Source organism: Photorhabdus kleinii, assembly GCF_025384885.1.
Taxonomy (GTDB): domain Bacteria; phylum Pseudomonadota; class Gammaproteobacteria; order Enterobacterales; family Enterobacteriaceae; genus Photorhabdus; species Photorhabdus kayaii.
The window spans coordinates 37,134-59,324 of sequence record NZ_JAJAFY010000002.1 but is presented as its reverse complement, the minus strand read 5'-3'; the positions used below and the strand labels follow the sequence as shown (position 1 = coordinate 59,324).

Below are 22,191 nucleotides of genomic sequence, written 5' to 3'. Positions count from 1 at the left end.
GAGTTTATCGGCCAATACTTAATAAATAGACAGTGATGAAAATATAAATTAATATAATAGATGATATGAATAATATTAATTTTCTGCGCCATTTATTATTGGAACGCTTATTTTTCAACTTATTATCGTATCTATTCATTAATCGGTGATTTTCTAAAGAGAGATAACCACGCAACGTATCAGGAAGATTATCTAATTCTTGCTGGATAATATTGTGTAATTCCAAATTATCGCGTTTGCCATAACGACCATAAAATCCGGCAAGCAGGCAAAAAACATAGACCAATCGAACCGGATAATTATCCGGTACTAATGCAGCAAGACGATCAAAAAACGTATTTCCGCCCAGTTCGGCATCATAAAGCTCAGCCTGCAATGATGATTGGCGCCAAACACTCAATTCTTTCTGACCTGCGCACAGAATGGCTTCGTCTGCCCAAACCACCACGGCGAAATTTGCTTCTTCGATATCTTGCGCCCCATAACCCTGCAAACGCGCCCTATTCTGCGCTTGTGTCAATTCAGCTAATACGGTTTGCCGCAGTGTTTCCGCTTGATTCACCTGCTGCTGGATCATGCGCAATACGCAAGTGAATACTGGAATATAACAATCCAATAACTGCATCATGATGCTCTCACTATAACGATTTCTGTTTGTAAATCGTCTGGCGCATCTGCCCAGTGCACTGCCACACGTTTGCTCTCTTCTACCTGCCGCCACAATGCACCGCGGTTTTCTACCCGGAAATAGCAGGTATTTGCTCGGTTAGGTAAACCATGTGGCGCTATTTCCTGGTAGTACAGACGTACACCGGGCAAAGCGCGGTTAATAATGTTGTCGATCTGTTCTGCCGCCGCCAGTTTAATTAAGCGATCATCAGGAATTTCACGCTCGCGATGGGTAAAGCTGTCAGAACGCAGCACCAAATAGAGCCGTTGCTGTTCGTTGCTCCCCGTTGTATTGAATGTTGCATGATAATAACCACGGCTTTCCTGTTGCAGAGGGATCACGGTATTGGGTTCCAGCACCAGTGCATTAAGCAAATCGGCAATTGTCCGTTCACAACTATCAAGAGTTAGCGCCAGATCCAGATGTTGATATTTCTCCAGTACTTCTTCCTGCCCGTTCCATTGACCTAAAAAGGAGCAACGATCGGTAAAACAGGAAAGCTCGCTGATCAGTTGGCGCAATAGCCCAAAAATCTGTAAGGGATGAACATCTTTCGCTTCCTGAAAATGGTGCAACTGTACGACATAGCGTGCCAGAGTTCGTAATGTCAGCAATAATGTGCTTTTTTCTTGGGTATAAATTTCCCCTTCCAGTGTTTGCGGGCGTTTCAACTCTTCCAATTGATGGACGCGCCCGGTTAACTCCTGACACAGTTGATCAATGCGCTGGCCCAGTGGTGGCACAGCATAGAGCGTCAAACATGGCGGTAGATAGCGATTATCCAGCGCAATACCATCACTGGTGCAATGCAGTTGGCCAACCGGTAATAATGTATAACCTGTTGCCTGAGCAATCTCATCGTGTAGGAAAAAACGTAAGTTATAGGTCAGTTGTTGCACTTCTGCTTCCGGCCCCTCGCCAAAAGCATCCCGCATACGCTGTTCTTGCGGCCATGTTACCCAACGGCTGGTGATATTACCGACACCGTTGGCATCCGTGATGCCGGTGACGTTACTCTGATTGTGGCTGAACATACGCAGGCCAACATAGATGCGCTGCGGTTTGTCACGTACCGGCCAGCAATCCCGCAATGATCGGGCACTAAGTACGCCATTGACATCACAATCCACGTAACAACCATCGGGAAAAATAAACGCGGCGTGATGAACACTCAGTATTTCATCACTTAGTGCGGCCAGATTGAATGCGAGTTTCACCACACCAAAAGCATAAGGCTGTGTCAGTAACTGATAACGTCCTTGCCAGTATTCATGTTGCAATTCATGGGTTTGAAAGTGCTGTGGTTGTAAATATAATCCTGAATACCAATATATCGGTTTATGTTCAAACATGGGTTACTTCCTTAACACACTTTCGTTACTGCTGGATTCTGTCGTTTGCCCGGGGAAATCTATTTGTCCGGGTTGTCCGGGGAAAACCACCTCATCTCCGGTGTTGCCTGCGGAGAAATCACTGCGGGTAATGGCGTAACGTCCTAGCGTCAGATTAATGCGCATGGGAACAAATTCAGCGCTCCAGGCGCTATTCCACCAACCGTGTTGCTCAAGGCGCAGCGGCAGTGATAATACTCGTGTATGAGTACTATCTGGCATCGGGTAGTAACCGGCAATTAATGCGATATAACGCGCCTGTTCCGCTCTATCGATGTGTAAAGATACCGATTGCCCCGGCATCATCACGTAATTATCCAACTGTAATATTTGCTCTGTTGCACCGGTGCCGGCAAATAAATTGCGTAATAACACCGGATTAGCCAGTAATTTATCTAATTGCTCACGTTTCTCTGCTTGAGCAATTAATATTGTGCAACTGTTCGACATATTATTAAAAACATTCAGTTGCGGAACCGCAGTTATTTTTAAACGAATGGCATTGCTGGCATAAACTGGTTTGGCTTGTTCAATTGCCTGTAAGCGTTTTTCATCGTTGGAGATAGAATGACTGCAACCACTTATTACGAGAATTACTGTCAATATTAAAAAACGGCGTTTAATGACGCTATAAAAATTTATGTTATTCATTTTGCTCTCTATTTATTTCTGGTCCTTTCATCACGCGCATAATTTCTTGTAGCGCGGAGGTATTTTCTGACATCATTTCTTCCAGCCATTCGGCCATGCCCATATTTGCCCAACGCGCTGCACGTTCAATTAAATAGGGCACCGGACTGGTAGGTTCATTTTGACGAAAGTAATTGGCGATATTGATCATTTGTCCTATAGCGATAGTGCGCATTTCATGGTGCGCCCGATCTTCTGTTAAAAAAGTCGTATTCATGCCGTTTGGCGCATCTTCCCCTGACGCTATTGCTTCATTGCGATTGCTGGATTCTTGGCTTGATCCCGGTGCCGCCATTTCACGAAATCGTTCGATTAAGGCCACCAGATCTTGCAATCGCTGCGTACTGGCACTCATGCTGTTACCGGTATCAGGCAATAGTTCCACCATGATTTTTTGCAGTTCTGCTAATGCCTGACTAACCTGTTCAGCCTGCACTAGTAGTTGGTTAAATTGTTCGACTGGCGTAGCGCGAATACTACCGTCGCACTCAGCGATACCGAAATAGCCATCACTGATCAAAGCACTGCGTAATTCGCTATTAACGGCAACGCGTTGTTCAAAATATTGCACTTGTTGCCAGACGCTTAAGCTCAATTTGCCATCATCGGTCAGTGTCAGATTGTCTAGTTGTTTCACCAATTGCTTATCCAACCAGCTTAACCGGCCAAGACGAGCATCTGCACTGTTTGTCTCTGTATCATCCAGCGGCGGGTAAAGTACCGGCCAAAAAGTTTCCAGTAGATGGGCAAGTAATGTGATACCACCGCTAATCCCTGCCAGACCATACAGTTCCCCTTGTGCTTGGGTTAACCAGCAGGCTATTTGCAAGTCTTTACTCTGTTTTTCCAGCACCTCTTGGCACAACGTTGAAACTCGCATCCAATCAGCCTGACGAGTTTCATAACCCCATGCGTCGTCTTGGAGAAAATCGTCGTCAGTTTCGCGTGCTGCGTTTATCTGTTCAAAAATAGGTTCGTATTCGATATCGCACCCCGCTGGTTTGTCAGCAGCAATGGGTTGTAAAAAACGCGCGATATCTGTTTGGGCTAGGTTCACAGTGGCTTCCATTTTAAGCAATAATCACCAACGGGTAGCCCGTGGTAATTGTGCCGCCATGTGCACACAGATCGCCGAGTCTGGCCGCAGGCCGTCCGCCAATCAATACCGTTGGGCTGCCCATGACAACTGTATCTGGCGGCCCGACGCACACCAGCATTGAGCCTATTGTCGCTGCGGGTAATCCACCAATCAGCACTGTCGGTACACCTGGCGGCATAATCGGTCCGCCTACATGTGGCACCGGCGGTACCGCAGGCGAGACCATTGGACAAATATGCATATCACCCACACGAGCGGCTGGCATTGGCATCATTGCTCTCCTGATAATGTGGCTTCATAGTACAGATAGTTTTTGCGTCCCTGATCTTGTGACGGTGGTAATTGCCTTAGTTGACCATGTGCCAGTTGAAAAAATTGCTCAACGTACTGCATTTGTCGTTCCGGTTGTTCGCCATAAATATGCAATATCAGGCACAACGTATCGGCTAATGCCGCCAGTGACTGCCACGGTTGTGGATAGACCGCTTCCAAACCCGGGGTGGTCATGCTGCCTTCACTCCAAAAAACGGAAAGCACCAGACATGAAATTGGATTATCGAACCCGACTGTTTGCGCCTGTTCGAACAGTTCATGACGCAACGGATCACCGCCATCAACCCGCCAGCGTCGCACTTGTTGCAATAACGCCCGTTGTCCTTGCATCAGATCACGTTCGTAAACGCAGGAGATAAATGTCAGTGCCAGTTCCAGAGCCTGAGTGTAAGGCAACATAAAAATGGTGTAGCACACTGCGTCTTGCCACAATATTTCTTTATTGAGCGCCGATAGATTCTGTTCATGTGCCGCGTGTTGTTGTAGTGCCAATTCCGCCTGTGGCGAAAGCTGGCAGTGTCGTAATTTAACCATGATTGCAAACTCTTATTATTCGTTGATCCTGCTATTAACCAATCTTGGTCAGAGTGCCTTTCACCATAGCAATGCCGGTCGCATCCACCTGAACAATGCCGCCTTTTAATTGTGCCATTGCACTACCTTCTACTTTTACCGTGGTTCCTGCTAGTTCCGCCATGCCACCGCTCTTCAACGCCAGTTTTCCTGATCCTTCTACGGTAACAGATGGCGCTTTGATGGTGATCCCGGCCGGGGTAATCGATAATGTGCTGGCACCGACTTTCAGTTCAATGCCCTGATTTGCCGTAATTGTGCATTGTTGACCTACATTGATTTTGGCGTTACCTCTGGATACCTCAAGCTCATAACTGCCTGCACTGACGGTGGTGGTAAAATTGCCACGATCCAGTGTTTGTTTTTTGTCACCTTTTTTCACCTCAGTTAAGGCGTTGCCTTCGCTCAAAATTAACGTGTCATTGCCCTTTTTAATTTGGGTATCGCGCTTTTCTTGGATTTCCCATAACACGTTGCGATCGATCTGCGCCGAAAAATCATTTTTCACTTTCAGGCGCATATCTTTTTGTGAGTGAAGCAAAATAAACTCTTCACCTTTCTTATCTTCAAAACAGAACTGATGTCCTTGCTCCACTGTGCCTTTTGCACTACTGCGCGTCGTAATCCCGCTTTGGGTTTTCTGCCCCGGTAGCGCGAATGGTGGCATCTTCACTCCGTTATAAACCGTTCCGGTCACCAGCGGGCTATCTGGGTCGCCATCAATAAAACTCACCAATACTTCACTGCCCACACGTGGCACAAATTGCGCACCAAACTTTGCGCCATTCCAGAACTGACTGACGCGTATCCAACAAGAACTGTCATCATTTTTTTTATGTTCTTTATCCCAGTGAAACTGGATTTTGATGCGTCCCTGTGTATCAGTATGGATCTCCTCTGACGTCGGCCCCACTACTAGCGCGGACAATACGCCGGAAATGTAGGGCCGCGTAACAGAAGGACGCGGGCGAAATGCTTTATTCGCCGGGAATAAGGTCACTTGAGACGAAAACAATAATTCGCCTCCCTCCAGGTTGTTTTCCGCTTTTAATCGCTGGTGGCCCACGGCATAACGGCCATCGGCACTGGCGTGCCCTTTCAGGGTAAACTGATGCCCTACTTGCAAACCGGGATAACTGTTAACGGCACGTGCGTAATAGGACTGTGATTCCCATTGTTCCATGCACAGCGTTGCCTGTACTTCCAGTTGATTACGCTCCTCCTGACGTCGATCATCATAGATAGAAAGCTTTGGATTGGTAGAATAGCCGCTGTTCGCTTTGGCACTGGCACTGATTGCCGCGGCACTTTTAACGTTATAGCCATTCATTTCCGCCGTACCTGGAATCAGTGTGCGATGAATATGCCAGGCGCGTAGCCCATAGCCCTGCTGATCACCCACTTTCGATTGATATGGCAATACCGCTAAAGGCGCGTTAATAAACGCAGAAGGATGATCTGCCAATACCAGCACATGACGCCCCTCTTCATGGCGAAAGAAATAGAAAATTCCAGCTTGTTCCAGTTGGCGTGTCACAAAGTCAAAATCTGATTCCTTGTATTGCATACAATATTCAAGCTTCGGATAACGGCTTTTTAGCGCCAGTTCAACGTCGTTAAACCCACGTTTACGGAAGATATCACATACCATATCCGGCACGCTGATGCGCTGATAGACACGTAAATTATGCGTTAATGTCAGCATTTTCAGCCAGGGTTCAATACGTGCCTGATAACAAAACTGGCCGTCGCTGAAACCTTGTTGCTGCAATTCAGTCAATATGCCATGCACAATGCGGTGATTCGGTGCTTCACCGAGACGAAATGCCAATGGCTTACCGATATGAGACTCCAGCTTATCCCAGTCCGCGTTGGAATAGAACTGAGCAGAAAATGAATAAGGCCGCGACAGGTGCTCTTCACCCTCTATTTTGCTCAGTGCCACAATGTCTGACAGGCTACCGATAACCTGTAAAAAACGATTCTTTTGCCCTAACAGCATTTTTTTATTACCTGTATTCTTGTTTAATCCGCGTAGGGGCCTGTACATTCAGCCAGATAGATATGCTGAATATTGCTCTCGCCAGTATTGCCCAAACAACCATCCCACCCCAGTTGACGGCTGCCATTTAATATATTGTCTTGCCCACTATGCTGTACCAACAATTCCAGTGAAAAGGAGAGCAACGGCCCGGCAAATTGCCATACCCATTGTGTCAGTTTGCGATATTGTTCATTTCCCGGCATAAAGGCGGCACGCTGCCGAGCGGCAAACGGCCCTAACTCAATATGAAATCCTGATTGAATATCCCAATAAGCGCGACCCAACATCGGGTTATCGCCTAGCAAACTGCGACCTAAACAGCAACAGTGCGCCTGTTCAACATATTGCCAGCGCCCTTTAAAGGGCTGGATGTTGACCGCCATACCAAATTCCCGCTGCAACAAATGTTGCAAATTCACCATTGAACGGACCGGTGTTGCCAGCAATCCGACACAAGCGGGATGAGAGCGCTCTATTTTGTTCTCCATCAATTGGCCGGCAACTGCCGGAATGACAGCCGGTAAAGCCCGATGGGTTTGTAACTCTGCATGGTTTTGCAATTCGGCATTGATATATAACCGATATTTCTGCCATGCCTGAAAACGCAGGCTAAGCAGGCGGTGAGTAAAAATATCAATAAATGCCTGAGCCGATTCGTCGCCATAGCGGTAACGCCTATCAATCAGCCACTCGGTATAACGCAACGGTAATGCGCCAAGGGTTCCTAATAGACCAAAGTGATGTACCGCCATGCGATACTGCTCATCCCCCTCTTGCGGTGGTAATAGCGACTCGACTTCCCTTTCCGGCGCATCTAATGTCAGTGCAGAGCTGAATTGCACCACATCATCAGGGATGATTATCGCGTCTTCACGTTGGCGACAACGTTTAAGCAAACGACGTACATTTTGATAAAAACGGCCGCCAGCTAAACGCATCTTATTTTCTAAAGCCATGTCACTCTCCCACTGCGACGTGGCCAACGGTGAGTGCTGTTATTAAGCGTCTCTAACTGTGTTACGGTCTGCGTGAAGCTGTTAATCGGCGCATACATGGCAATAAAACGCTCTAGCAGGCTGCAAAACAGATAAAAATCAACAAACTCGCCTGCTTGCGCCTGAAATGTCAATGTCACTTCCAGCCCACGCGCCAGAGAATGGGGATCGGCGGGATTTAGGCGTGCGCTCACCGGCGCAATAGCAATCTGCTGTAGTTGTGCAATCAACCGCGATATGGCTGGATCGCCAAGCAAGTTGTAGAGTTCTAGCGCCTCTTTTAAGTGCTGAACACCCTGTGGACCACTCAGTAACATTTGGTTTAAATTGAGTTGCGATACCAATCGCCAGTTCAATGCACTATTGGGTTGTGGACGCACCGGCAATCGGGGACGGATCAATCCCAGAATTTTTACCCCCGGCAGCGCGCTTTCTGATTCGAAATCGCCATCAGGATGACCGTTACTCAACTGTCGCGGTATATCGCGGTTAGTGCAGGTCAAACTCAGGCTCACCACATCGGTTTCGGGTTTCAGATGTTCACCACTGCTATCAGAAAAACCGATGAACATATTCATTCCCAGATCGTTATGTCTGAGTGAGGGACGTGACGTGGCCTGCCAAAATAATGGGAGCTGTTCGTCAGACTGTGTATGTTCAATACCAAATAACGACGGCACTGGTTTGGAACTTAATTGTTCCTGTTGACGGCTGACAATCTCGACCTGATCGATGGTATAGACTTCCATACTTTGTGGGCGACGAGCATCCGGTTGAACCAGATATTCATGCTCTGTTTCCAGCGGAATAATGGGTTCCGCCTGATGAGAAAACAGATTAATTATCGGCACGCAATTTAGCCGGAAGGTTTCATTGCTGACTTTATCACTCATACGTTCAATACGGCGCAATGCAACACAATCCTTAAGCTGGAAACGGTATTGCAGCTTGCCTGATGAACGGGTGATCAAACCGGCATCCGGTAACGGAATATCCAGGAATAAAAACTTTTCTGGGAAACTGAAATAATCACGAAATAAGTGATGAATCGGGTTTATTAATAAATCATCGGCACATAAGTTATCTTGCGGATCAAAGCCCACTACCTGAACACCCCGGTTATTCAGGTTGAATGTACGCTCGCCTAACCGACATTCCAGTTGCTTAACTTGCGCTGACAACAATTCATACAAACTATGGGTCAGCACTGGTGCGCCATGTAAATACAACCGGATATGTTGCGCCTGAAAGCTGGCGCCCGGCCACAGGGTAAAACTTAGCGTTAAGATAAAGTCCCGATCGTAAGGGTCTGGTATCAGTTCTGCATGCGTTAAATCCAATGGCAACATCTCCAGCGGATATACCGTGCGGAAACGACAGGTCACATCGCCTACCGGTTGAGAAATCAACGGGGTATGCCGCGCTACCGTCATCATCCCAGTCACACCGGATGCTAATGGGTCCTGTTGAAACTGCACCAACGATACCGACGGTACCTGACGTAGAAACTGTGGCGCTAATACCTCCAACATGGTGTTGCTAAGTTCCGGCATATCTTCATCAATCCGCTGATGGATTTTTGCCGTCAGGAATGCAAAAGATTCCACCAGGCGTTCTACATGCGGATCTTCTGAAACACCTTCTGCGAACCCAAGACGTTTAGCAATTTTAGGAAAACGCTGAGAGAAAGCAGCGCCATATTGCCTTAAATAACCCAATTCCCGGTTATAATAAGTCAGTATTTTTTGTGGTAATAACATCATCTTGTTATTTATCCCATGAAATTGAGTAGGTATATGCGGTACTGTTCCATGAGATAGAAAACACCACTTGTTCGTTGAAGAAAATTCCCTTCACCCAGAAGGTAATATTCTCCGGCGTATTTTTCTGTAATGTAATAACGACATCTTGCAAACGAGGCTCGAATCGGGAAATAGCTTGGTAAATATTATTGCTCAGTGCATCAATACGCTCATCATCCGAAATATCCACATTAATGACATCAGAAACGCCATAATTTAAAACGGATTTCGATAACTCACCAAATAAAGGGAAAATTTCAGAAATCGGTCTTGATGAAAATAGCATACTCAAATCGGCGATTAGGCTTTGTATAACTTCCTGACGTGACCAAACCAGTGTGACACCCCGTTTTTCATCTTGTGGATAATCATCTTTCAGACGATGGAGAAATGAAGGCTGAATCATCATATATTTCCGGTAGAAACTGCCGGCCTTCAACCGGCAGTAAATGGTAATTGTTACTGTTTTTTATTCTCGATAAGATCCCAACCTTCCGGCCCCACCTTATCTCCTTTAGTGCCATCTTCTTTGAGTGGCGTAAATGTCCATTTAATTTTGGAATAGGTGATAGAAATCTGTTCTTGTGGGAATTCACCACCACGTGAACACGTTTCATGAACATCGGAGATGACACATTCGTCCATTTCCACTTCCGCGTAAGGGTGCATTTCCCCTTTGAAAATCGTACAGATTTCCAATTTCACTTTCTTAATCGCGGTACCTTGCGCCACGGCAGACAGTAATTTAATCGAGCTGGAATCCATCACCTTCACACAATCAATGGTGCGGAAATCCGCTGCGCCAACGGTAATTTTACGTTTACCACTGTCTGCAATACGTGCATGGTTAAATGCACCAAAATTGACATGTTCCAGCTCAATCCACTTTTTATGTTTGCTGTCGGTACTCTCACCGTCAATACTATCAATTTGTAAAAAAATTGAAGAACTCATAATTAACTACTCCAGTTAGTTGTAATAAATAGGATAAATATTAATAAATAGAAAAATCAGGCAGCCGATGACGGTGGTAAATCAGCCACCAACCGTAAAGACATACTTAATCCTTCTAATTGGAAATGCGGCCTTAAATAAGCCACAGCCCGATATGTTCCCGGTGAGCCGGGGACTTCAACGACATCAACTCTTGCTTCCCGTAATGGGTGACTCGCTTTAATTTCTGCGCCGACGGTATCAGAGCCAACAATATATTGGTTGATCCAGTTTTGCAGATAAGATTGACATTCGCCGCGGGACATAAAACTGCCCACTTTGTCACGTACAATCATTTTCAGATAATGGGCAAAACGAGAAGTTGTCATAATGTATTGCAATTGGGTTGATAATTTCGCGTTAGCATTTGCCAGGTCAGAATTATATTTCCTTGGTTTATTCGGTGACTGTACCGAGAAAAATGCGGCATAGTCAGTACCTTTATAATAAACCAGAGGAATGAACCCTAATTCTGCTAACTCTTTTTCACGGCGATCAGAGATAGCCACCTCAGTCGGGCATTGCAGCACATTTTCACCGGACACAGAGGTATAATGATACGCTGGCAATGCCTCGACCAATCCTCCGCCTTCTACACCACGGATCGCCGCACACCAACCATACTGCTCAAATGCGGCCACCATACGCCCGGCTAGTGCATAAGCGGCATTAATCCACAGATAACTGCTGCTATCTCCTTCCCTTACCTGCTCTTCGAAACAGAACTGTTCAACCGGGATGGTTTTTGCACCGTAAGGCAAACGGCCAATCACTCGCGGCAACGTCAGGCCGACATAACGGGAGTCATCAGATTCCCGGAAGCGTTTCCAGCGCAGATAGTCGGATGTTTCAAGCAGTTTGGATAAATCACGCGGACGTGGTAGTTCACCAAAATCATTCAGCCCCAACATGCCCGCATTGACTGAACTGATAAACGGCGCATGGGCTGCTGCTGCCACATGAGAAATCTGTTCCAGTAAGTAAAGATCTTCCGGGCTGTTATCAAAGTCAAAATCACCGACAAACGCTGAATAAGGTTCACCACCAAAGGTACCGTATTCATATTCATACACATTTTTAAACAGCATTGACTGATCGAAATCCGATGCCGATTTAAAATCTTTAATCAAATCAGTTTTCGTCGCGTTCAGCATGCGGATTTGAGTATTATCCGTTTCGCTTTGGTCAAGTAATCCTTTAAGCCCTACCCAGGAAGATTCCAGACGCTGAAATTGCGGGTGATGTAATACCAGACTCAGTTGAGCGGACATCAGCGCATCAATCGCTGCGATACGTTCCTCAATGCTATTTACCAAATCGCCGGAAACCACCAGTGAACCGGAGGTGACTTCGGCCAGAAACTGGTCGAGCTGGCTTTTTACCCGATCACGATCGGCTTCCCGACGAATGGCCTGCGTGTTATCAATAATCTGATCAAGAAAATCACCACTTGTCTCTGTCGTTTTCAATTCTTGTTGTTCAACAACGCTCTGTTCCATACTGCCCTCACTGTGCATTGTTATTTTCCGGGATATTGCTATTTTCCGGGGTGACGTCATCTGCTGTATTCTCTGTGGCGGCGGTTTCCGCTTCTTCATTTACCGGCGGTAATTTATCCACATGTTCAGCCAGAATTTCCGTCAGACGGTCTCGCAATTTTTCATTGCTCAATGCACGGCCTTTCAGATCACTGAGTTTGCTGCGTACCTCTAACAAATGATGAAGCGGTTCTATCTGTTTCGCTAAATTCTCAGGGTTAAAGTCAGCCATTGATTTAAATTGCAAATCGACATTAATAAATCCGCTCTGACCCGGCAGCGCGCTTTCAACCTGTAATTCCAATGAAGGTGATAAACCTTCCATCACTGCATTAAAATTATCTTTATCAACATGCATGAAACGACGTTCACGCATGGGAATAGATTGCTCAGCAAATTGCCCAATAACGCCAATAACCAAAGGCAATTCTTTTTTCTCGACCGCGTCACCTAATTCAACATCATAAGTAATCTGAACTCGGGGCGGTCTGACTTTATCAAGCTTACGTTGAGTATTCATGGCACCTTTTACCTTTATATATGACAGGAAGTGCAAACTTACGTTAAACCGCACCAAACCTGATTAATGGTCTATTTCAGTAAGCATTATGAGATAGACAGTAAATAACCGAATAAGATGAGGAATAGATGAAGAGATCAATTAACACTATTTATAGCAAGTAAATATGCTGTGATGCATTTAATGATATTCAAAACCCACCGTATTTCGGCGGGGAATAAATTCTCATGGATATTAATTTAATGCAATAGTCTTAGAGTGAAATATAATACCTGAAAATTTATGTTATTTTATAACCAATTGTATTTATGGTGAAAAATCGATAAAGTGCATTATGGTCAAAATGCATTTTCATACTTGTCTTATTTTTTATATCGCCGTTTTTAATAATCAGAATCTGACGAATCAGAAAAATAGAAATATAGATGGAATTAGAATTTAATTTGGATTGGATGAGCTTTAGAAGAAAAACAAAATACTTTACGAGTTTTTATTGAATCAAAGCACTGACTGAAAAACAGCGCTTTATTAATATTTAATGATGGTAAAGTCTTAACGCTATTATTCTTGTGTCTTTTTAGGTCAGTTAATGTTTGGTGCTAATGAAATATCGATCCGACTTATATTAACCATTAACTTTAATCAAACTCATTGATTTTTAGGGATTGCATGAGATGGTTAATAAAACGAGGTTTTTTTACTTATGCTTTTTGAAAGTTTGACATCGTATGTGATGTGACATATATTTCAGAGTATGAATAGATTCGTTTTAGATACTGATGTCATCGTAGCTGCCATGCGTAGCCCAAGTGGTGCATCTGCTGCTCTGTTAGGGGCAGCCTTAGATAACAAGATTGTGTCACTGGCCAGTGTCTCGCTATTTTTTGAGTATGAGGCAAAGTGTACTATGCCTATACATTGGATTGCGGCGGGCCTAACTCAGAAGCAGGCTCATGTTTTCGTTGGTGGGCTTGCAGCATTGATTGAGCCGGTCAAAACGCATTATTTATGGCGACCAATGCTCCGTGATCCCAATGATGAAATGGTATTGGAAGCAGCGGTTAATGGCAGAGCTAATGCCATTGTGACCTTTAATTTACGCGACTATGGTACTGTACCTAGAACGTTCAATATTGAGGTTCTGACACCAGCCATTGCTATTAGGAGAGTGAGAAATGAGTGAAACATCAACCTATCCACTGCGATTACCGAAATCCCTGAGAGAGGAAGTCACCAGAGTGGCAAAGCGCGATCATACCAGCGTTAACCAGTTTATTGCTATCGCAGTTGCGGAAAAAATTTCTGCTCTGGAAACTGAGCGATTTTTTTCAGACCGTGCCAAAGCTGCTGATATGAAAGCATTCAGGGATATCTTGGTCCGGACAGGTGGAGAAGTGCCTCGTTCTGATGATGAATTTGTTCATCAATAACATACCGAACTGGAAAGCTACTTTTTCAGAGCATCGGAACCGTATTCTTGTCCATCTGGGGTTTTCCAAATATGGCGATGATGCTCAATCCAAATTTCGAGCATGGTTGGAAAATAAGCAAGCCCATCTTACCTGATGAGCTTTTATATTTTTAGGTCATCATTATTCCGCCTTTACGATGTAGTTAAAGGCGATATTTCGAGGGCGGGTTTCTGTTGCTGCGCGTGCGACAAGGGATGAATCGAAATTGACCACCCTTCCATAGTCGAGCCCTTCAAGTGTATTACCTCTATGTGTACTATCCCCAAGTGAAAATGCTCCTGCGGTGTTAATAACAACAGCTCTGATAGTTGTAAATGTTCCCGTAATTTTTTGAATGGCATCCTCTTGAGATGTTAAAATTATACGCTTAGCATCCACACCACGCCCATCATCCCAACCACGAATGAATTCGCCTCTTAAATCAGGCAATCTGCCATCAGGATAAGCTTCTGCTAACTTCGGGTACTGTAATTTATTAAAAGCGGAGCCATTACAAGTGAAATAGCCGATAGGTGGATGCGTTAACGGCCAAGGAATAGGAGCACCAACAGGAATTTCACTGGCTGTTTTAATCAGTTTATCTACTTCTGCTCGTGTATATACTTCTGAGCGAGTGTATACATCTGTTCGAGTATAAGCCCCTACATCACTTGCATTCAGATTAATATCCTCAGTCAATGCTTTACCATTTATTTTCCGGCTATTGGATACTTTGCTATCAATATTTTCACGCAATGAATTGATAATTTCCTGAACTAGCTTTTGTGTCACTGCTAATGTGTCATTATTGCCAATTTCATTGGTCAGTTGAACAACGCCTTTTTGTGTCAATGAGGCACTGGGAATTTCTGTTGTAACTTTCTGTTTTAACGCTTGGTTTAATTGGGCAGTGAGTTTAGCTAGATCACCATCATCCAAAACATCATCGCCAGATTGTGTCGCGATAAAATTAGCTACCACAGAAGCTATTGTTGATGATTGGCGTAACGCCTTATTTAATACATGTGTAGAGATATTTTCTGGTGGGAATCCTACCTGCAAACTCTGATTTTCTTCATATTTTTCTTGACTCACTACATTAGCATTATTACTAATGGAAAAAGCTTTAAAATCATTTTTTTGGCTCATATACCCCTCTTTAATTAAATTGTTTTCTTATGTAATCAATATATTAGATTATCGTATAGGTAACTCTATCTATTGGCGCCAATCATAGTCTAGTTCAAAAAAATAATAATGGACTGTTTTTATAACTTACATGGTTAATTATTTTTATATAAATGGGGAGTAAGCTGATTAATTTTCGTGAATTATTACCTGTCTATTTCTCTGAAAATAAAACCTATAAAACAATAAAGTTAAAATATGAAAATTTTTCTATCCGAATAAAATAATGTAAATAAAAACAGGATAAAAATAGATGACAATGATTAGAATAAATATTATTATGTTTTGATTTTATTTTCAATAAATACATCAATATCCATGTTTATTTTCTAGTTAATATATACCCTATGGATTTCAAGATGGATCGCGACGGCAAGGGAGCGAATCCCCGGGAGCATAGCGAACTATGTGACTGGGGTGAGTGAGTGCAGCCAACAAAGAGGCAACTTGAAAGATAACGGGTATATACTATGAACCAGCGCGGTGGCGGTGATATACAGCGCCTTTGGCCTTCCTCCTTTTCTCCCTCTAGCTCCTGCGACTTTAAGTCCTTTCCCTTGTTAGATTACGTTCAAATTCAGCTAACATACCAAGCAAGTGAAGAACGAAGGTTTTCTTTACTTGGTAGTAAAGCGGAGATTTCATGATATAGTATTAAAAGGTATTACCTTCTAATATTTAGGTGGAAGAAAATGGCAACCTCAGTAAAACTTGATGATAACTTGAAAAGCCGGATCCAGTATTTGGCAAAAGTGCGGCATCGTTCAGCTCATTGGATAATGCGTGAAGCTATACGTGACTATGTAGAGCGTGAAGAAAAACGTGAATCTTTCAAACAGGATGCATTGCGTGCCTGGGAAGCGTATCAAGAGAATGGACTACACCTGACACTTGAAGAAGCGGACGACTGGTTAGCTAAGCTCGAAGCAGGAGAAGATGCGGAGTTACCTGAATGCCACGTTTGATTTGGTCTCCGCCTGCTCTCGCTGATATACAGCGGCTCTATGGTTTTCTTGCTAAAAAAGACAAAGACACTGCTCGTCGAGCCATTAAAACAATACGTGCTGGCGTGAAAATGCTGGCACGTCAGCCTGAAGCAGGGCGCCCTGCTGACGATATGGATCCGGCATTTCGAGAATGGCTTATTGATTTTGGAAGTAGTGGCTATGTCGCCCTATACCGGATTGAGGGTGAAACAGCAACAATTTTTGCTGTACGACATCAAAAAGAGGCCGGATATTAAAATCAGACAAATGACGGCTAATGAGAAATAATCACCATTACCGGTTTTATCACCCATTACCCAGCATGCATATTTAAATATTTCACCATCCTTAAACCCAGGGATTTAGTATTGGCACACCGGTCAATTCAAAATCAATTACATTTCGTGTGACGACAGTCATACCATGAACCAGCGCGGCGGCGGCGATAAGGGCATCACGCTCTGAGCGTGGATCTGGAACATGCAACCGGGCACACCGCTGTGCCACAGCCGTATCTACCGGCAAGATCCGACCAGTAAATTCCGGTACTACATGGTGGTTGAACCATGAGCGCAATAATGTGCCTTGGATTATGGTTCGGAGACAACATTGGTATCAAGAACAAACATCATGAGAAATTGGCTGGGCGGCTATTGATAGCGACACATGGTGGATTGAATTCAATATCTTCAACACCGGGCATTGCTAAAGCATCAGCGATGTTTCTACGCTGCTTGGTGATTCGTTGATATTCCTCAATGGTTAGCAGGACATGAGCCGGTTTGCCACGATCTGTGATGAACACAGGGCCGTTTTTAGCCGCTTTCTTTGCCCTGCTGACATCCTGATTAAGCTCCCGACTTGATAAGGTTGTGATTGACATGGTACACCTCGATATGACAGCTAATTTATGTAGGCACATTACTACATAACGCTAAGGGGTACAAATTTTAGCCATTCACCCTCTTAGCATTTCAAGAGAAATTAAGTCAAATGTGCCATCACCAACCGCGTAGCCGAAGCAAGTACATCACGGCGTGATTCGGCATCTTGCTGAGGTTGGGTAAAGTAAACTGCCAGAACTACAGGTACCCCCTTTGGCGACCAAAGTACCGCGACATCATTAGTGGTGCCATAATCACCCATACCGGTTTTATCACCCACTACCCAACCAGCTGGAACACCAGCGCGAATACTGGCATCTCCGGTGGTATTTCCTTTAAGCCAGGCGATTAATTGTTCACGTTGTGGAGCTGCAAGCACCTCTCCAAGCACGATTTTCTTCACGCTGGCCGCCATTGCGGCAGGTGTTGTGGTATCTCTGAGGTCACCGGGAATGGCACTGTTCAAATCGGGTTCACAGCGATCGAGTCGAAATGCAGGATCACCAATACCTTGAACAAAGCGATTCACAGCCTCTAATCCACCCAATTCTTTAATCAATAGGTTTGCTGCGGTGTTGTCGCTGTATTGCACTGTTGCTGCACATAATTGTGTGACGCTCATACCTTGGTGTATATTTTTGCGCGCAATGGGAGCATAAGAGAGTAAGTCGGACTCACGATAATGAATATGTTTTGCTAACAATTCTGATTGGGACATGCTTTTGTGCAATACTGCTGCAACAAGTATCAGCTTGAAAGTACTACAGAAAGGAAAACGCTCATCCCCTCGGTACTGAATTTCCTGACCGTTCGCTGTATTAATCAGCGCCACGCCTAAGCGGCCTTTTGTGCTGTTTTCCAGTTCGGCAAGTTGTTTATGTAGGGATGAGGGAATGGCACCAGCCCAGGCAGGAAAAGCAAAATTGACCAATGGAATGGTAATACCGGCTAATAACAACGAACGCCGAAACGGAGAATGTTTCATATTTGTATCTCGTAAATAGATGGTAGAAAAAGTGCATTATAGAGAGAAAAAAGGGATATCGCACTATTTTAATAATATTTTATTATGGTGATTTTAATCATAATAAGCGCTGCTTTTAATTTTAAATATAATGTTAAATAATCCTTTATTTAATAAAGTAGTAATTATAATCAAAAGGTTATAAAATTGTTTTAGTTATTTTTTGTTCATTTTACATCCTGTGTGATAAATTGAACGCAATAACCTTATGTGAATAGGTTATATTATTTTTGCGGTATTTTTATTCTATGTGTTTGGCGATATTTTATTGATTTTAAATGATTTTTATTTAATGAGATGTGTGAATATAAAATTCAGCTTTTATCAAAGAAAACTCGTTTTAAATAGTAATCATCAAAAATATAAATGCAAATTCATCATTGTAATTTAATGAATTAAATTATTAAAATAATAATCTTATTTTGAATTTTATTGTTAAATGAAAAATCAATACATTGTTTTTATGAATTTCCTATTAAAAAAATCATATTGAAATTATTTATAGGGAATAATAGTTTTAATTATCTTTCTTTAATCAATTAAGTGAATCAGCGATAAAAACTTTCTACCAGAATTCACATATCTATATTTTTCAAGAATATTAAATAAAATCAATCTCTCTTTATCATGTCATGTAATCATGTAATATAGTTACCCATCAATTTAGTAACCTTATAAAACTATCAACGATGATAATAAATATATCAATGTGTTTATTCTCACCCGCGAGATCCCTTAGCATATAAAATTAATTTTTTCAATGTTAAATTTGTAAAAATATTAAATTTTCATGATGGCTCACTAATTTATAAATTTTTAGATAATTACTCTTTAAATTATCTCCATCAATCTATACTTACCTAGCTGGTTAATATTTTTAGAACACTTTTTTAACTTTATATTAACTTAATAAGGATATGCATCATGGGTGTTTTTCAGTACAAAGACTTTGATGACACTACTTCCAAAGAGTTATTTTCCGACGCAAAAACTATCGCCGGGTATGCTTATCATAATCTGGGCAGCGGATTTGCCGAGGGGTATTACAACTATGGTTTTGGTTTAGGGATGCCATTAACGTTGTTGACTGCAATTCTCGGTAGCACGACATCGCAGGGCATCACACCTAAATTGCCTTGGAATCCGGACGCAGAAAAACAGGCACAAGATAAACTCAATGACGCAGGATGGTTTACTATCAGTGCTGATGAGTTAGGTTATCAGGGAAAAACTGATGCCCGCGGTACTTTTTTCGGCGAAAAATCAAGTCATTCCACTGCTCAGGCAGAGGTAATGGGAAAATATGATGCTGATGGTAATTTGATTTCTATCGGCATTGCGTTTCGCGGTACGAGTGGTCCTCGAGAGTCAATTATTACCGATACATTTGGCGACATTATGAATAATGTGCTAGTAGCGTTAGGTAAGAAAGACTATTCGAATGACTACGCGCCAAACGCTTTCGGCCGGCTGCTGGATCATGTAGCCAATTATGCCAAAGCTCACGGTTTGACGGGCAATGACGTTGTGGTCAGCGGCCATAGTTTGGGTGGGTTAGCTGTGAATAGTATGGCGGAGTCTAGCGATACGAAATGGGGGGGATTTTACTCCCAGTCGAACTATATCACTTTCGCTTCGCCATCACAGTATGAGAAAGGTAACAAAGTGCTGAACGTGGGATACGAGAATGATCCCGTATTCCGCGTATTAAACGGCACTAGCATTGATTCATCATCCGCGGGAGTTCACGATACACCAAGGGACTCTGCGACAAATAATATTGTTAATTTTAACGATCACTATGCATCAAACTGGTGGAATGTGTTGCCCTTCTCCATTGCTAATGCGTCAACTTGGGTTTCGCATGTGACGCCATTTTACCAGAGCGGCATGCAACGTATTATGGAGTCAACGTTCTACGATCTGACTCATAGAGACTCTACTATTGTTGTCAGTAATCTTTCCAACGTCACCCGTGAAAATACTTGGGTGCAGGATTTGAACCGGAATGCTGAGAAACACACTGGTAGTACTTTTATTATCGGTACCGACGGCAACGACCTAATTAAAGGTGGTAAAGGAAACGATTATCTGGAAGGGCGCGACGGCAATGATATCTTCCGTGATGATGGCGGATTTAACATTATTGCCGGCGGGAAAGGCCATAATACCTTTGATTTACAGAAGTCACTAAAAAATGCAGAAATAGCCTATGACCAGGCAGGTACATTGTATATGCGTGATGCACAAGGCGGCATTACCATTGCTACGGATATCTCGGCTATAAGAAGTAAGGAAAGTACCTGGCTGTTTCTGACTAAACAGGTGGATTCTCAAGTCAGAGCCGAGGGTTTGTATTCTAGCAATGGATTGACGAAATACGCCAATTCAGTCACAGGCAACGATGGGAATGATACTCTGACTTCTAAAACCTCCGGTAGCTGGTTGTTCGGTCTGGATGGCGATGATACGTTGATCGGTTTCGGCAACAATAATGTCTTCGTCGGTGGTGAAGGTAATGATGTTCTGAAAAGTCAGGGTAATAACAATACCTTCCTGTTCAGCGGTGATTTTGGACAAGACATCATCTATGGTTACAACAAGACGGATAAACTGGTGTTCTTGGGTACCGAAGGCAGCAGTGATAAAAGTAATTATCTGGATCATGCTTCTATGGTGGACAATGATCTGGTGTTTACCTTCGGGCAAAACTCAGTCACTCTGGTTGGCGTCAGCATGGATAGCTTATCGGTAGATAACATAATACTGGCATAACATATAAATCATGCGATACCCCTATTCATGAAGTGGCCATGTAAAAATGGCCATCTTTTTTTAGAATCAACTGAATAGTCAACATGGCAAAACAGAGATTTTCATTTATTTTCCGACCACGATATTTTCTGTTAATAAAGTGTGACCAACGGCATATTTCGCCTGCCATGCTTTAGGATTGATCAAATAATGTTGCCGGAAGCGTTTAGAAAAATGGCTTGGACTGGCGTAACCTACTGCGGTAGAAACATCAATGACACTCATACCTTTTTTCAATAAATCTTCTGCGGTCGTCATGCGGACATTTTCCAGATATTGATGGAAAGTGCGAAAAACAACAGCACGAAATCCCTCTTTTAATTTCCGTTCATTTAAACCAACCGCTCTTGATAATGATTTTATTGTCCAAGGGTAATGATAATCACTGTTAATTATTTTTATTGCATTATAAACGGCTCGGCGTTGTAACCCACTGACCATATTATATTGACAATCATAAACTTGAGACGCCACACAAGCGAGTATTTCTAACGCTTTTGCCTTTAAATAAACCTTTCTTACATTGCCACTTAATTGGCACTCTTCTATTTGGTTCACTATTTGCATAAATGGTGGGTAGATAGGACATGCCATCATCAATACATCACTGTGACTGGCGTTCTTTTCAAAACCTGCCGCTAATTGAGTAAAAGGTGGCAATTCCTGAGCTGCAATTTCGTTCAATGAAAAACGAATGTCGAGTATATGCCATGATCCGCAGCCAAAGAAGTTCATGCCTCGCGTCATTTTCGGTGAATAGAAAAATATCATCATTCCCGGATGAATATCTAATTCATCACCATTTTCAATCGCCATTTTTCCTCTCCCGTTTAAAATAAACGCGATTGACACCGTTGGCGGTCCTTCACAATATTCTGTGACATCTTTGTTGAGTTCAAAGCATAGCCGATTTATGTGAATGCCGTCAGATAATTCCTCAATCAATAAGGGAGTATTTGTATTCTTTTTATCTGCATGTGAATGCACGCAATTGCAATGGTCAGCCGTGAAAACTTCTAATTTTTTGCTATAGATTGTCTTCATGAGATCCCCTATAAAATTAGCATCAGACACCAGTTAAAAATTATTTCCGTACTTAAAATAATAGTTTTTACATATTATAGACATTATATTTTTACTGTATATATATACTGTGTGTATATATTGTATTGTAAATATCACGCAATTTATCATTA

At 43.1% G+C, this 22,191-nt stretch carries 22 protein-coding genes and 1 pseudogene; 5 read left to right on the top strand and 18 right to left on the bottom strand.

The window, feature by feature from the left end:
* Positions 1 to 4: 4 nt before the first annotated feature.
* From LG003_RS02065 to tssB, 13 genes are read right to left on the bottom strand one after another with little or no spacing between them, the layout of a single operon-like run.
* A complete protein-coding gene (locus tag LG003_RS02065; RefSeq protein WP_240000667.1) occupies positions 5 to 628 on the bottom strand; it encodes a DotU family type IV/VI secretion system protein in 624 nt (207 codons plus the stop codon).
* Positions 625 to 2,022 (bottom strand): type VI secretion system baseplate subunit TssK, encoded by a 1,398-nt coding sequence (gene tssK / locus LG003_RS02060; RefSeq protein ID WP_112875925.1) that lies wholly within the window; start codon positions 2,020 to 2,022, stop codon positions 625 to 627. Before tssK ends, LG003_RS02065 begins: the two co-directional genes overlap by 4 nt.
* Before the next feature lie 3 nt (positions 2,023 to 2,025).
* Positions 2,026 to 2,712: a type VI secretion lipoprotein TssJ gene (locus LG003_RS02055; protein ID WP_112875924.1), complete on the bottom strand. Its 687-nt coding sequence runs from the start codon at positions 2,710 to 2,712 to the stop codon at positions 2,026 to 2,028.
* Positions 2,705 to 3,808 (bottom strand): type VI secretion system protein TssA, encoded by a 1,104-nt coding sequence (tssA, locus tag LG003_RS02050; RefSeq protein ID WP_112876094.1) that lies wholly within the window; start codon positions 3,806 to 3,808, stop codon positions 2,705 to 2,707. Before tssA ends, LG003_RS02055 begins: the two co-directional genes overlap by 8 nt.
* A 13-nt stretch (positions 3,809 to 3,821) precedes the next feature.
* Positions 3,822 to 4,121: a PAAR domain-containing protein gene (locus LG003_RS02045; protein ID WP_192880957.1), complete on the bottom strand. Its 300-nt coding sequence runs from the start codon at positions 4,119 to 4,121 to the stop codon at positions 3,822 to 3,824.
* A complete protein-coding gene (locus LG003_RS02040; protein ID WP_112875922.1) occupies positions 4,121 to 4,717 on the bottom strand; it encodes a DUF6931 family protein in 597 nt (198 codons plus the stop codon). The genes LG003_RS02045 and LG003_RS02040 overlap by 1 nt, the downstream gene beginning before the upstream one ends.
* A gap of 34 nt (positions 4,718 to 4,751) precedes the next feature.
* Positions 4,752 to 6,758, bottom strand: a complete 2,007-nt coding sequence (locus LG003_RS02035; RefSeq protein WP_262980056.1) for a type VI secretion system Vgr family protein — start codon at positions 6,756 to 6,758, stop codon at positions 4,752 to 4,754.
* 23 nt (positions 6,759 to 6,781) lie between these two features.
* Positions 6,782 to 7,756: a type VI secretion system baseplate subunit TssG gene (gene tssG, locus LG003_RS02030; RefSeq protein WP_112875920.1), complete on the bottom strand. Its 975-nt coding sequence runs from the start codon at positions 7,754 to 7,756 to the stop codon at positions 6,782 to 6,784.
* The gene (tssF, locus tag LG003_RS02025; protein WP_112875919.1) at positions 7,747 to 9,558 is read right to left on the bottom strand and encodes a type VI secretion system baseplate subunit TssF; all 1,812 of its coding nucleotides are present in this window, start codon (positions 9,556 to 9,558) and stop codon (positions 7,747 to 7,749) included. The genes tssG and tssF overlap by 10 nt, the downstream gene beginning before the upstream one ends.
* A gap of 4 nt (positions 9,559 to 9,562) precedes the next feature.
* Positions 9,563 to 10,006 carry a type VI secretion system baseplate subunit TssE gene (tssE, locus tag LG003_RS02020; protein ID WP_112875918.1) on the bottom strand — a complete coding sequence of 148 codons (444 nt, stop codon included), beginning with the start codon at positions 10,004 to 10,006 and terminating at the stop codon, positions 9,563 to 9,565.
* A gap of 50 nt (positions 10,007 to 10,056) precedes the next feature.
* Complete coding sequence (locus LG003_RS02015) at positions 10,057 to 10,551, bottom strand: Hcp family type VI secretion system effector (RefSeq protein ID WP_112875917.1); 495 nt, start codon at positions 10,549 to 10,551, stop codon at positions 10,057 to 10,059.
* Between the two features lie 56 nt (positions 10,552 to 10,607).
* Complete coding sequence (gene tssC / locus LG003_RS02010; RefSeq protein WP_112876093.1) at positions 10,608 to 12,089, bottom strand: type VI secretion system contractile sheath large subunit; 1,482 nt, start codon at positions 12,087 to 12,089, stop codon at positions 10,608 to 10,610.
* A gap of 7 nt (positions 12,090 to 12,096) precedes the next feature.
* Positions 12,097 to 12,648 (bottom strand): type VI secretion system contractile sheath small subunit, encoded by a 552-nt coding sequence (gene tssB, locus LG003_RS02005; RefSeq protein WP_112875916.1) that lies wholly within the window; start codon positions 12,646 to 12,648, stop codon positions 12,097 to 12,099.
* A 754-nt stretch (positions 12,649 to 13,402) separates the two neighbouring features.
* On the opposite strand from tssB, the gene LG003_RS02000 reads away from it, so the two are divergent.
* Positions 13,403 to 13,831: a putative toxin-antitoxin system toxin component, PIN family gene (locus tag LG003_RS02000; protein WP_112875915.1), complete on the top strand. Its 429-nt coding sequence runs from the start codon at positions 13,403 to 13,405 to the stop codon at positions 13,829 to 13,831.
* On the top strand, positions 13,824 to 14,078 hold the full coding sequence (locus tag LG003_RS01995) for an Arc family DNA-binding protein (RefSeq protein ID WP_112875914.1): 255 nt from the start codon (positions 13,824 to 13,826) through the stop codon (positions 14,076 to 14,078). Before LG003_RS02000 ends, LG003_RS01995 begins: the two co-directional genes overlap by 8 nt.
* 162 nt (positions 14,079 to 14,240) lie before the next feature.
* On the opposite strand, the gene LG003_RS01990 is transcribed toward LG003_RS01995, so the two are convergent.
* Positions 14,241 to 15,248 carry a tail fiber protein gene (locus tag LG003_RS01990; RefSeq protein ID WP_112875913.1) on the bottom strand — a complete coding sequence of 336 codons (1,008 nt, stop codon included), beginning with the start codon at positions 15,246 to 15,248 and terminating at the stop codon, positions 14,241 to 14,243.
* Between the two features lie 731 nt (positions 15,249 to 15,979).
* On the opposite strand from LG003_RS01990, the gene LG003_RS01985 reads away from it, so the two are divergent.
* Complete coding sequence (locus tag LG003_RS01985) at positions 15,980 to 16,252, top strand: CopG family ribbon-helix-helix protein (protein ID WP_074020760.1); 273 nt, start codon at positions 15,980 to 15,982, stop codon at positions 16,250 to 16,252.
* Positions 16,240 to 16,530 carry a type II toxin-antitoxin system RelE/ParE family toxin gene (locus LG003_RS01980; RefSeq protein WP_112875912.1) on the top strand — a complete coding sequence of 97 codons (291 nt, stop codon included), beginning with the start codon at positions 16,240 to 16,242 and terminating at the stop codon, positions 16,528 to 16,530. The genes LG003_RS01985 and LG003_RS01980 overlap by 13 nt, the downstream gene beginning before the upstream one ends.
* A 91-nt stretch (positions 16,531 to 16,621) precedes the next feature.
* Here the strand turns inward: LG003_RS01980 and LG003_RS01975 are convergent.
* The 3 genes and pseudogenes from LG003_RS01975 to bla form a co-directional block, all read right to left on the bottom strand.
* A pseudogene (locus tag LG003_RS01975) lies at positions 16,622 to 16,861 on the bottom strand (PIN domain-containing protein); the annotation flags it as partial.
* Positions 16,862 to 16,901: 40 nt separating this feature from the next.
* Positions 16,902 to 17,156, bottom strand: coding sequence for a type II toxin-antitoxin system Phd/YefM family antitoxin (locus LG003_RS01970; protein ID WP_262980055.1), 255 nt, complete (start codon positions 17,154 to 17,156; stop codon positions 16,902 to 16,904).
* Between the two features lie 101 nt (positions 17,157 to 17,257).
* Positions 17,258 to 18,142 (bottom strand): class A beta-lactamase, encoded by an 885-nt coding sequence (gene bla / locus LG003_RS01965; RefSeq protein WP_262980054.1) that lies wholly within the window; start codon positions 18,140 to 18,142, stop codon positions 17,258 to 17,260.
* A 963-nt stretch (positions 18,143 to 19,105) separates the two neighbouring features.
* Here bla and LG003_RS01960 point away from each other — a divergent pair.
* The gene (locus tag LG003_RS01960; protein WP_262980053.1) at positions 19,106 to 20,956 is read left to right on the top strand and encodes a polyurethane esterase; all 1,851 of its coding nucleotides are present in this window, start codon (positions 19,106 to 19,108) and stop codon (positions 20,954 to 20,956) included.
* 105 nt (positions 20,957 to 21,061) lie between these two features.
* Here LG003_RS01960 and LG003_RS01955 read toward each other — a convergent pair whose 3' ends face one another.
* On the bottom strand, positions 21,062 to 22,039 hold the full coding sequence (locus LG003_RS01955; RefSeq protein WP_112893771.1) for a helix-turn-helix transcriptional regulator: 978 nt from the start codon (positions 22,037 to 22,039) through the stop codon (positions 21,062 to 21,064).
* Positions 22,040 to 22,191 lie beyond the last annotated feature (152 nt).

Bases quoted from the DNA above. Each gene is read 5' to 3' on its own strand.
- LG003_RS02065 (WP_240000667.1), bottom strand. From the start codon at position 628: ATGATGCAGTTATTGGATTGTTATATTCCAGTATTCACTTGCGTATTG.
- tssK (WP_112875925.1), bottom strand. From the start codon at position 2,022: ATGTTTGAACATAAACCGATATATTGGTATTCAGGATTATATTTACAA.
- LG003_RS02055 (WP_112875924.1), bottom strand. From the start codon at position 2,712: ATGAATAACATAAATTTTTATAGCGTCATTAAACGCCGTTTTTTAATA.
- LG003_RS02045 (WP_192880957.1), bottom strand. From the start codon at position 4,121: ATGCCAATGCCAGCCGCTCGTGTGGGTGATATGCATATTTGTCCAATG.
- LG003_RS02040 (WP_112875922.1), bottom strand. From the start codon at position 4,717: ATGGTTAAATTACGACACTGCCAGCTTTCGCCACAGGCGGAATTGGCA.
- LG003_RS02035 (WP_262980056.1), bottom strand. From the start codon at position 6,758: ATGCTGTTAGGGCAAAAGAATCGTTTTTTACAGGTTATCGGTAGCCTG.
- tssG (WP_112875920.1), bottom strand. From the start codon at position 7,756: ATGGCTTTAGAAAATAAGATGCGTTTAGCTGGCGGCCGTTTTTATCAA.
- tssF (WP_112875919.1), bottom strand. From the start codon at position 9,558: ATGATGTTATTACCACAAAAAATACTGACTTATTATAACCGGGAATTG.
- tssE (WP_112875918.1), bottom strand. From the start codon at position 10,006: ATGATGATTCAGCCTTCATTTCTCCATCGTCTGAAAGATGATTATCCA.
- LG003_RS02015 (WP_112875917.1), bottom strand. From the start codon at position 10,551: ATGAGTTCTTCAATTTTTTTACAAATTGATAGTATTGACGGTGAGAGT.
- tssC (WP_112876093.1), bottom strand. From the start codon at position 12,089: ATGGAACAGAGCGTTGTTGAACAACAAGAATTGAAAACGACAGAGACA.
- tssB (WP_112875916.1), bottom strand. From the start codon at position 12,648: ATGAATACTCAACGTAAGCTTGATAAAGTCAGACCGCCCCGAGTTCAG.
- LG003_RS02000 (WP_112875915.1), top strand. From the start codon at position 13,403: ATGAATAGATTCGTTTTAGATACTGATGTCATCGTAGCTGCCATGCGT.
- LG003_RS01995 (WP_112875914.1), top strand. From the start codon at position 13,824: ATGAGTGAAACATCAACCTATCCACTGCGATTACCGAAATCCCTGAGA.
- LG003_RS01990 (WP_112875913.1), bottom strand. From the start codon at position 15,248: ATGAGCCAAAAAAATGATTTTAAAGCTTTTTCCATTAGTAATAATGCT.
- LG003_RS01985 (WP_074020760.1), top strand. From the start codon at position 15,980: ATGGCAACCTCAGTAAAACTTGATGATAACTTGAAAAGCCGGATCCAG.
- LG003_RS01980 (WP_112875912.1), top strand. From the start codon at position 16,240: ATGCCACGTTTGATTTGGTCTCCGCCTGCTCTCGCTGATATACAGCGG.
- LG003_RS01970 (WP_262980055.1), bottom strand. From the start codon at position 17,156: ATGTCAATCACAACCTTATCAAGTCGGGAGCTTAATCAGGATGTCAGC.
- bla (WP_262980054.1), bottom strand. From the start codon at position 18,142: ATGAAACATTCTCCGTTTCGGCGTTCGTTGTTATTAGCCGGTATTACC.
- LG003_RS01960 (WP_262980053.1), top strand. From the start codon at position 19,106: ATGGGTGTTTTTCAGTACAAAGACTTTGATGACACTACTTCCAAAGAG.
- LG003_RS01955 (WP_112893771.1), bottom strand. From the start codon at position 22,039: ATGAAGACAATCTATAGCAAAAAATTAGAAGTTTTCACGGCTGACCAT.